At 45.9% G+C, this 9,063-nt stretch carries 10 protein-coding genes, 1 tRNA gene and 1 pseudogene; 8 read left to right on the top strand and 4 right to left on the bottom strand.

Going from position 1 to position 9,063, the window contains the following annotated elements:
- Positions 1 to 225, top strand: a 225-nt coding sequence (locus JGK39_RS31350; RefSeq protein ID WP_293299163.1) for a hypothetical protein, incomplete at its 5' end; no start/stop codon positions are given.
- A gap of 42 nt (positions 226 to 267) precedes the next feature.
- Positions 268 to 567: a hypothetical protein gene (locus JGK39_RS31345; protein ID WP_293299161.1), complete on the top strand. Its 300-nt coding sequence runs from the start codon at positions 268 to 270 to the stop codon at positions 565 to 567.
- Positions 568 to 1,533: 966 nt separating this feature from the next.
- On the opposite strand, the pseudogene JGK39_RS31340 reads toward JGK39_RS31345, so the two are convergent.
- The 3 genes and pseudogenes from JGK39_RS31340 to JGK39_RS31330 all read right to left on the bottom strand — a co-directional run.
- Positions 1,534 to 3,169 (bottom strand): annotated as a pseudogene (locus tag JGK39_RS31340) (ABC transporter ATP-binding protein); the annotation flags it as partial.
- A 300-nt stretch (positions 3,170 to 3,469) separates the two neighbouring features.
- Entirely contained in the window at positions 3,470 to 3,931 is a 462-nt protein-coding gene (locus JGK39_RS31335) for a hypothetical protein (RefSeq protein WP_293260919.1), read from the bottom strand.
- 161 nt (positions 3,932 to 4,092) lie between these two features.
- The gene (locus JGK39_RS31330; protein WP_293260922.1) at positions 4,093 to 4,233 is read right to left on the bottom strand and encodes a hypothetical protein; all 141 of its coding nucleotides are present in this window, start codon (positions 4,231 to 4,233) and stop codon (positions 4,093 to 4,095) included.
- Here JGK39_RS31330 and JGK39_RS31325 point away from each other — a divergent pair.
- From JGK39_RS31325 to JGK39_RS31300, 6 genes are all read left to right on the top strand, one after another.
- Positions 4,232 to 4,426: a hypothetical protein gene (locus tag JGK39_RS31325; RefSeq protein WP_293260925.1), complete on the top strand. Its 195-nt coding sequence runs from the start codon at positions 4,232 to 4,234 to the stop codon at positions 4,424 to 4,426. The two genes, JGK39_RS31330 and JGK39_RS31325, sit on opposite strands and share 2 nt — an antisense overlap.
- Positions 4,427 to 4,453: 27 nt before the next feature.
- A tRNA-Gly gene (locus JGK39_RS31320) sits at positions 4,454 to 4,525 on the top strand.
- A gap of 49 nt (positions 4,526 to 4,574) precedes the next feature.
- Entirely contained in the window at positions 4,575 to 4,721 is a 147-nt protein-coding gene (locus JGK39_RS31315) for a hypothetical protein (RefSeq protein ID WP_293260928.1), read from the top strand.
- 53 nt (positions 4,722 to 4,774) lie between these two features.
- Positions 4,775 to 5,179 (top strand): hypothetical protein, encoded by a 405-nt coding sequence (locus tag JGK39_RS31310; RefSeq protein WP_293186361.1) that lies wholly within the window; start codon positions 4,775 to 4,777, stop codon positions 5,177 to 5,179.
- A 4-nt stretch (positions 5,180 to 5,183) separates the two neighbouring features.
- Entirely contained in the window at positions 5,184 to 6,449 is a 1,266-nt protein-coding gene (locus tag JGK39_RS31305) for a glutamate-5-semialdehyde dehydrogenase (RefSeq protein ID WP_293260931.1), read from the top strand.
- A gap of 712 nt (positions 6,450 to 7,161) precedes the next feature.
- The gene (locus JGK39_RS31300; protein WP_293260934.1) at positions 7,162 to 8,289 is read left to right on the top strand and encodes a fatty acid desaturase; all 1,128 of its coding nucleotides are present in this window, start codon (positions 7,162 to 7,164) and stop codon (positions 8,287 to 8,289) included.
- Positions 8,290 to 8,668: 379 nt separating this feature from the next.
- Here JGK39_RS31300 and JGK39_RS31295 read toward each other — a convergent pair.
- Positions 8,669 to 9,063, bottom strand: a 395-nt coding sequence (locus tag JGK39_RS31295; RefSeq protein WP_293308948.1) for a hypothetical protein, incomplete at its 5' end; no start/stop codon positions are given.

The following is a 9,063-nucleotide window of genomic DNA, read 5'->3' as shown; positions in this document are numbered from 1 at the left end:
CTTACCGAAACAGTGGCTTCACAGGCGACAAAGCTACTTGAATTTGAAGAAGATGCTTGCGCCAGTCCGGCTTCTCATCGCGAGATATGGGATTCAATAAATTCGCTAGATGCAAGCTTTGTTGCACTGACAAATGACCATGCCGAGCTTGCGAAAAAGCTACAACCCCTAGTTCAACTGCTGGATGGGCTATCAATCCAGCAACAGCCACCCATCCCGTTCTAAGCCATTCCACTTTCTTACACGAAACTCAAATAGGATTTACAAATGACAAATCAACGACCTGGTAATCCCAAAATTAGTGTCAACCTATCGCCGAGGCTAGTAGCTAAAATCAAATTTGAGGCGTGGTCTCGAGGTCTGACAATCGAAGAGTTCGTTGAGCTAGCAATGAATTTGTTGCCAAAACATAATGACGACAAAGAGAGGGCTGTCGAAAACGCTTTAACGCGAATTGTGATACTTGAAGAGTATCGCCGTCAGGACGCCCAAAAGTTAGCTGAATTAAGCGAAATTTGCGATGATGTATTCCGCAAGATTCTACGCGACGAAATAGACCTCAAATAGAAGCTAGCAATGCAAATTCTTTTGATAGACCACTCTCAAGAGCAGCACATAAAGAGTATAGTGTGTAGCGAACTTACTCTTCCTCAAATAATCGAATGGCGTCGCAAATTCTACCAGCTAAGGGGAAAGCGCAAGTTACTGGTAACAACAAATTCGACGGGGACTAAGCAATGGGTTGATATACATTGGTATCGCCAGTGCCGTGGAGAAAGGTTGACAAACATACTTTTCAACCCCGTCGCAGAAGACTAACAAACCATAACACCCAAAAGTATATGCCCCTTTAATCAGGGGCTTTAACCTTTTGTAACCATAGCAAATTCAGTAAAGATGAAACGACACCCTAACTCTCTCAGAAATCTACAACCCGGGGCAAACAATAAAGGAAAGGTTCGAGTAGCGGCGCACTGTCGCTCTCTTGAAAGCACAGGGCAACATGAGTGAGGCTGTAGACAAACTAATCGAGCTTTGTATTGTTGGTGCTGTACGGCATGACGGATGTCTCAATCCGATTTCGTTTCCCGGTCTGGACGTAACAAACTCAGAATCGAAAGATGCACATAGTTCGATTGAAGCGATCGCGCTTCCAGAGCCGGAGATTGTAGTCGCAGGTTACTATCCCCCTCCTCCTTTCTGGACTCGCACCTATACCACAGGTGAGATGATTGAACAGGGCAGAGGCTCGTTCCGGCAGATGTGGGAACTCAAGGAGGGGCTAAGCTTTGTTGACGCCAATGGACAACGATACTGGAAAATGCGATGTATAAACTACCCCTTGCCACTAAAACATTGTGGGTGTACCTGGTTCTACGGGTACTAGGAAGTAGGAACCTAAAGTAAGTACCCACTTTAGGAAGAGTATCTAGCCCGCCCTAGCCCGGCGGGTTTTTGTTGTGTAGAATCTTTCTAGAAACCAACGGCGTATAAATAAGCTAACTCAACGGCTGTAATAACGCAAATACGTTAAGTAAATAGAAAGTGTCTAGAAAGTAGGGCAATAATGGTTGGAAAGGTAAGTATTGCCTAGCTACTCAAAGATTAACACGTCCGGCTCCACCAACAGCGCCCTAGCAATTCCCAACCGCTGCCGCTGACCGCCGGACAACCGCATTCCCCGTTCCCCGACAACGGTATAGTAACCTTGAGGCAACAAACTCACAAAATCATCTACTTTGGCGATGCGGCAAGCTTCTTCAACTTGGGCGAAAGTTGCTTTCGGGTTGCCGTATTTCAAATTTTCCAGCAACGTACCGTTAAACAGGTCTACTTCTTGGTGGACAATGGCTAAACGCTTGCGGTAGCCAGTGACGTTTAAACTGGAAATATCCTCGCCGTCGATCAGAATGCGGCCGGAGTTGGGCTCGAAATACCGAAACAGCAGTTTCACTAATGTTGATTTCCCCGAACCCGATCGCCCGACTAATGCTACAGTCTGACGGGGATGAATCAATAAATTGACATCCTGCAAAACAGGTTTTTCCCTATCGTACCCGAATGTCAGCCCGCAAAATTCAATTTTTCCGCTAAATCTATAAGGTGGCGCGGATTCAGCATTTTCTGCTAAATTCACCGCATCAATACCGTTTGGTAACTGCATAAACTCGTGGAAGCGGATCATTGAAGAATAGCGGCGGGCAAATAATTCGGCGATAATGCTAATCGGGCGCAGTTGCGAATATGCCATACTTGCCAAGGTGTAAACCGTAACAAAATATCCCAGAGATATCTTGCCTGCGACTGTTGCTGCTACGCTAAAACCGAGAACTGAAAACAGGCAAAGCTGGACGATCGTTTGCTGGTATGTTCCCAGGGTGACGTATCCTTTGTGAATGCGGTTAATTACGACTTTCAACTCGCGATCGAGTCTGGTTGTTTGCTTTTTTAGTTCCCGAGTTTCCGTTGCAAAAGCTTTGACTGTTTTGATGTTGGTGATAATTTCCGAGTTGCGACTTTCAGTATCTTCGATGTATTCATCCAGAATTTCTTCTCGCTGAGTCAGCCCTTGAAGGCCTTTGAGGGTAAAACCGAGGATAAATAGGAAGGAAACTGAAATTAATAAGCCGATGCGCCATTCAATTAACCAAATAACTGCAAAGATGCCGATTAAGCGGAGGACTTCCGGGATGAATTCACCGGCAATTTCTGGGTATGTCCAAGTATGGTTGCCGATGCCTTTGGCGATGCGACTGGAAATCCGGCCGGCGTTGTTTTCGTCGTAGAATTCTAGGGGTAGGGTGAGTATTTTGCCGATCGCTCCTTTCATCCGATCGCGCCTTGCTCTCAATGGTAGCGCCCAGTGGAACCAACTCCCCACCCAAGGCTGTACGGGTGCTTGGGCGACTGTTACCAAAAAAATCAAGCCCAGCAAGACGGATAAAGATAATATTTTGCTGGGTGACTGTTGGGTAAGTGAGGCGATCGCGGCGATCAATTTTTGGGTTATTATGTCTGGTGGCTGACCGGACAATACATTTAATAGTTGTCCGATCGCGTAGGGTACAGCTAAATCGGCGATCGCAAACAGGCTGGATGCACCGATGCTGAAAACCGACATTTTCCAGTACCCGCTGTAGTATTTGAGGATGTCCCGAAAACTTGCCATAAATTTCTGTTGCGATACAACCCTTGCAAACACTTGAGTCTGATAACGGCGCGCTTCTGGCGCTTTGCTTACAAGTGTACTACAAAAGTAGTCGATCGGGGAAATCATCGGAAAAATTGGAAGCAGCTCAGCTCGTTTAGGAGTCCGATCGCTGATTTCAAATAGATATGATTGGGAAGGGGCGATCGAATGAAGCAGATAGATCGATCGCCCGCGATGATATTTCAAGCGTTGGCGCAGGAAGAGGAAATCACAAATTAACGCAGATTAACGTAGATATTTTCAAGAAGAGCGATCGAATTAATGCAATGCCGAATTTAGTTGGGGTGTGGCAGAAGTCCTTGTACTGGTACTTTTGGGCAACAATTGATTTAGCGCACCGCACAAGTATTTTTTCACAGTGTCCCTGCTGGCAGTCACCCCACTCGGAAGGGTAAAGATCATCTCGACATTTAATAGATTGCCATCCTGTGAGGCAAATACATCGATCGGCAAAGCACGCTGAAATGCTGTTGCGGGATTTTCCGCTTTCATCGTACCCATACTGACATCGGTGCTGACAGTCTTGATACCCTCCCGGGCTAAAATGGGTCGCAATTGGGAAAATGCTTTTTCTACCGTTAACCCCTCAACCTGAACGCGCGCAGAAAAGGCGGCACCATTGAAAAAGTCTCCCTTTTTTTGGAAGCTTTCCTCGCAGGTTGTGGCAACAGCAGGCGTGGCTAAACACAGAAGAGCTACGGTTAAGACAGTCGATCGCATATTAACTAAGTTACGAGAAAGTCATCAAGCTCAGGATAAGCACCGTACAACTGTTTGGCAAGTGCTGTCTGAGGGCAAAAAAAATACAGAAGACAGAATTCCATAAAAAAAATTCTGTCTTCTGAGCAATGCTTTCTAAATTTTTAGGTTCTTTTCGTCTGTTAGCTGAAGGCGTAGGCTGATTGGAGCGCCCACCAGATTAGGACGCCGATGCCGCCAGCAATGACGATCGCTGAAATGGCGATCGCGATCGGGCTGTCAGCTCCCTTGAACTTCATGATTCCGCGATTTAAGTCTGACATGAGCAGTGTTCTCTCACAATTGCAGCTTGATTGTAGCTTTGCAGTCGGCGGATCGCGGTCAAAAGCACTGCAATTACTGATTTTTTTAACAATCTGGTTGCTGCAATTTCCGGCGGGGAGAGGCATTCGGGTGCGCCGGAGCGAGTTTCTGAAAAAAACTTACAAAAAACACTTGACAAATTCCGAGCAGTGAGGCAATATTATTAATACCGCAGCAAATGCGGGTGTAGCTCAGTGGTAGAGCGTCACCTTGCCAAGGTGAATGTCGCGCGTTCGAATCGCGTCACCCGCTTTAAAAAATCGAAAAAATAAAAGCAAGGGGAAAGTAGAGGAAAAAGCTCTTGGATATCCTCCTAACGGTTGTTGAGAATAGCTCAGTTAGTGGTAAAATTGAAGCCAGAACTTGTAAGTCAAAATTGCCGCTAGGGCGATCGCTCGCAACAGGCAGTGAAAAGCCAGTCCAAGGCAGTATTGACAAGTTTGATTAAATGGATATGTTAACGATTATTTTTGCAAAAACGCTTGTTTTATCCGATCGCTCGTGCCATCTCAAAAAGCTCCCAAGATTGACTTAAACGATGAGTACCCGTGCCCTTGCCGGCGCCGCGGCCGTCTCGTACCCATAACGCTGACAGAAGCCTTTGGCTGCAACCGCTGTCAGCAAATATTTGTATTGGAGGAAAACGGACACGTCATTGAGCAACTATCAACCAACTATCCTTACAAGCAGGCTTGGCGGTGGACGGGCCACCAGTGGCACAGAGCACATCCGGGTTTGAAGGCCCACTACTTGCCGCTGGCCCTGGGGATGATTTTGGTGCCGCTACTGATTTGGTTGCCTCTGGCGCTGCACTCACCGGGCCCGAATATTATTCTGTGGGCAATGGTGGCCGTGCTGTTAGCAATGCTGCCGGCGCTGATGGTATGGCTGGCTTACAGGCGTTAGTGAAATGATAATAGAGGATTTTAGCCATTCATCAGAGGGGGCAAATGTCGCCCGCCGCGCTTATCAAGCTTCTATGGAGTTGGCGGCAACCAAGAGTACGGATCGCGCTGCTGCTTTGCAGGCCATGGCGATCGCCCTCAAACGCCGACAAAATGAGATTTTAGAAGCCAATACTCTGGATTTAGAAGCGAGTCGCGACATGGCGATTCCCGACTTGATTGTGGACTGGCTGAAGCTGACGCCGGAAAGGATCAAGACAACTGTCCAAATTTTGCAACGCTTGGGGGAAATGCCAGATCCGATCGGCAGGGTGATCAATGCTTCTTATCAGGTCGATCGCTGTCAGGTATACTGTCAGTCTCTGCCGCTGGGGGCGATCGCGCTAATTTACGAGGCGTTTCCCGAGTTGGGGGCGATCGCGGCAGGTTTGTGTCTCAAAAGCGCCAACAGCTTGATTCTCAAAGGCGGCAGCGAAAGCTGGCAAACTAATGCTGTAATTGGAGAAGCCTTGGTTTCGGCGATCGATGAGGTCGGTTTGCCGTCAGGATGTTTGCAGGTACTGCCGCCGGATCGGGGCGCTTCGATCCGCGATTTAGTTACTCAAGACCAATATCTCAATTTAATTATTCCCTACGGCAGACCGAGTTTGGTGCAGCAGGTGGTAAGGCTGTGCACGGCGCCGGTGTTGCGATCGGCAATGGGCAATTGCTACCTTTATTGGTCGCCGACTGGTAGTTTGGAGATGGCAAGGTGGATGATTTTGGACAGCCATCAAAGCGTACCCGATCCGGTAAACGCGATCGAGAAAGTGCTGATCGATCGCAACCAAAAGCCTTCTTCCTTAGTCAGGCTGTGGAACAGTTTAAAAGAAAAAGGCTTTCAAATTAGCGCAGATGCCGATCTCGTCGCAGATTTCCCCGAGTTGAAGCTGGCTGAACCCTACGAGTGGACTCAACCTTATTTAAACAAAACCATCGCGTTTAAAGTTGTTGATAGTTTGGAAATCGCGATCGGCTGGATTAACCGCTACAGCAGCGGCCACGCTGACGCGATCGCCACGGAATCTTATTTAGAAAGCCGCCAATTTGCTCTCGATGTCAACAGCGCCTCAACTTTTATTAATGCCTCGCCTCGGTTTTGGCGCTATCAAAATCGCGGAGATGCGATATTTTTGGGAATGTCCAACCAAAAAGGCTATCGTCGGGGATTAATCGGGCTAGATACGCTGACAACAATTAAAGAAATTGTTCAAGGTAACGGACAATTTTAGGTGAGTTACATTTGGCAGTTTTGCTGTTGAATACAATTTCAGAAAGAACATCTTTTTCTCACAAAGTTTGTAGTGAGGACTTCAGTCCTCTCCGTTGGTTTTTAGCTAAAAAAACTACAAAGTTTGTAGTGAGGACTTCAGTCCTCTCCGTCGGTTTTTAGCTAAAAAAACTACAAAGTTTGTAGTGAAGACTTCAGTCCTCTCCGTCGGTTTTTAGCTAAGAAACTACAATTTGTGCTACAAAATAACATTGTAGGTGATTAATTAGAGATAATATTAGGATCGCGAATTAATAATTTACACATATAGCGGTTCTCAGAAAGATGAGGTATGACTGACAGCTTATATAACCAATAAACTCAGAGGGCCCAAGCCCAACTACGTCCGCGAACCTTTTTGAGAAAGGCTATACATATCTGTGGGACGGGCGGGACGCCCATCCCACAAGAAAAATAAAAATTGTAAGTTATTTAATTCTCATTTTTTAGATACAAAACCTCTAAAAATAGGATGTATTGTGGCGCCTAAATTTGATGGCTATAAAAGTAGCTCGGACTTACAATTTTCCAGTAATTACATTTTTATGGTATGGATAATCTCAGGATAAAAATTGTATTTTCCCAAAAAAATGTTAATTCTAAATTATCCCAAAGCAGATATAATTAAAACAGGAAAAATAATCTGACTGACATTACGGTGTTATTAGCAAAAAATGAATTCTGAAAAAATGCTCATTACTTTAGACAAGAGTGTCGATCGCGAAACGCTAATTCACCAATCGGCATATGCTAAAAAATTGCGTCCGCTGCTGCCGCCAGATGCTTTTGAACCCGATCCTAGCAAGTTAGGAATTCTGTTAATCAATCTGGGAATTCTCTTGCTGGGATGGGGAATTGCCGATTATCTCGATCGCTGGTCTGTGTATTTTTTATGGCTTTACTTACCTTTAGCCGCGATTATGGGCAATAGTATCATAGTTTTGCTATTTAGCTCCCACGATTTGATGCACGGTAGCGTTCAGAAAAAGTCTCGCCTGACTTATCCGATCGCCTTTTTAGGCCTGAGTATGCTATTGATGCCGCCAACTCAGTGGAAATCCCTGCACAACCTCGTACACCACAATACCACCAATTCCCTAGCAGACCCCGATCGCAATTACCTGCACCAGCAACCGGATACTTGGGGAAAATGGATTCAAAATCTATTTGTACCCTCGGTAGAAGTCAATCCGCTGTGGTTGATTGTCGGAATGGCTGGATCGTGGGCGGTGCATAACTTCCGCAACGTGTCTTCAGTGTTGTTATTCAACGATAAATCTGTGGATTACGTACCGGCAGCCTTTACAGTTAGCGCGAAAGATAGATTGACGATCGCCCTAGAATGTCTCGGAATCTTGGGAATTCATCTGGGCGTCTTGTTTTACCTAGACTTTAACCCGATTAAAGTTATTCTGGCATACATTTTGCCGATCGCGATCGGTCATGCAGGAGCAATGTTTTACATCTACACCAACCATATGGGTTGTCGGATGACCAGCATTAATGACCCGCTGATTAATAGTGCTTCGCTGCGGGTTCCTAAAATATTTGACCTGCTGCACTTCAATTTCTCTTACCACACAGAGCACCACATTTTCCCCAGCATTAACTCCGACTATTACCCGATGGTGCAAGAATTGTTAAACGTTCACTATCCCGAACGAATGAATTTAATCGATGCTGGGGAAGCTTGGCGGTTGCTGATGCAAACGCCCCGGCATTACAAAGATGAAGTTACCTTCACTGATTCCTTAGGAAAAATGTCCGTAAATTGCAGTATTTTGGAAAAATATAAATGCTAAGTTAACGATGTTTTAAAAGTTAGGTGCGCCCCAGCACCTACGAATTTTACACAGCTATATAAAGTCCGAAAACCAAGTTTGTAGTGAGGACTTCAGTCCGCATTTATGCAGTATTTTGGAATAATATAAAGGCTAATTTAACGCTGTTTTAAAAGTAAAGCGCACAAGCACACGACTGATTTTACACAGTTATACAATCTCCGAAAATATGGTTTGTAGTGTGGACTTCAGTCCGCATCCATGACCATTGACTATTCGTCCGAACGATCGAACCTTTTTGATGGCGGGTAAAACGGAGGAAATTCAGCGGACATCAGATTATTTTAGGTTACATCGCGTTAAAAACCGCCGAGTTAGTTCGGCGGTTTTTAACGCTGATTTAGTATGATATAATGTTCAGTCGATTAGCATAACAAAAACAGTCCCGAAAAGCTGACTTCAGTCCGCCACCGGAGAGCGGACTAAAGTCCGCACTACCAACCAATCTCAGCGGACTCAAGTCCGCACTACCAACCAATCTCAGCGGACTCAAGTCCGCACTACCAACCAATCTCAGAGGACTAAAGTCCGCACTACCAACCAATCTCAGCGGACTAAAGTCCGCACTAACAACCAATCTCAGCGGACTCAAGTCCGCACTACCAACCAATCTCAGCGGACTCAAGTCCGCACTAACAACCAATCTCAGCGGACTCAAGTCCGCACTACCAACCAATCTCAGCGGACTCAAGTCCGCACTACCAACCAATCTCAGCGGACTCAAGTCCGCACTAC

It is taken from the genome of Microcoleus sp. PH2017_12_PCY_D_A (assembly GCF_020738565.1).
GTDB lineage: Bacteria > Cyanobacteriota > Cyanobacteriia > Cyanobacteriales > Microcoleaceae > Microcoleus.
This window is presented reverse-complemented; position numbering and strand designations above follow the sequence as displayed.

What these genes read in the sequence shown, in the direction of transcription:
- JGK39_RS31345 (WP_293299161.1), top strand. Translation starts at nt 268, where the DNA reads ATGACAAATCAACGACCTGGTAATCCCAAAATTAGTGTCAACCTATCG.
- JGK39_RS31335 (WP_293260919.1), bottom strand. Translation starts at nt 3,931, where the DNA reads ATGCGATCGACTGTCTTAACCGTAGCTCTTCTGTGTTTAGCCACGCCT.
- JGK39_RS31305 (WP_293260931.1), top strand. Translation starts at nt 5,184, where the DNA reads ATGATAATAGAGGATTTTAGCCATTCATCAGAGGGGGCAAATGTCGCC.
- JGK39_RS31300 (WP_293260934.1), top strand. Translation starts at nt 7,162, where the DNA reads ATGAATTCTGAAAAAATGCTCATTACTTTAGACAAGAGTGTCGATCGC.
- JGK39_RS31325 (WP_293260925.1), top strand. Translation starts at nt 4,232, where the DNA reads ATGAGCAGTGTTCTCTCACAATTGCAGCTTGATTGTAGCTTTGCAGTC.
- JGK39_RS31330 (WP_293260922.1), bottom strand. Translation starts at nt 4,233, where the DNA reads ATGTCAGACTTAAATCGCGGAATCATGAAGTTCAAGGGAGCTGACAGC.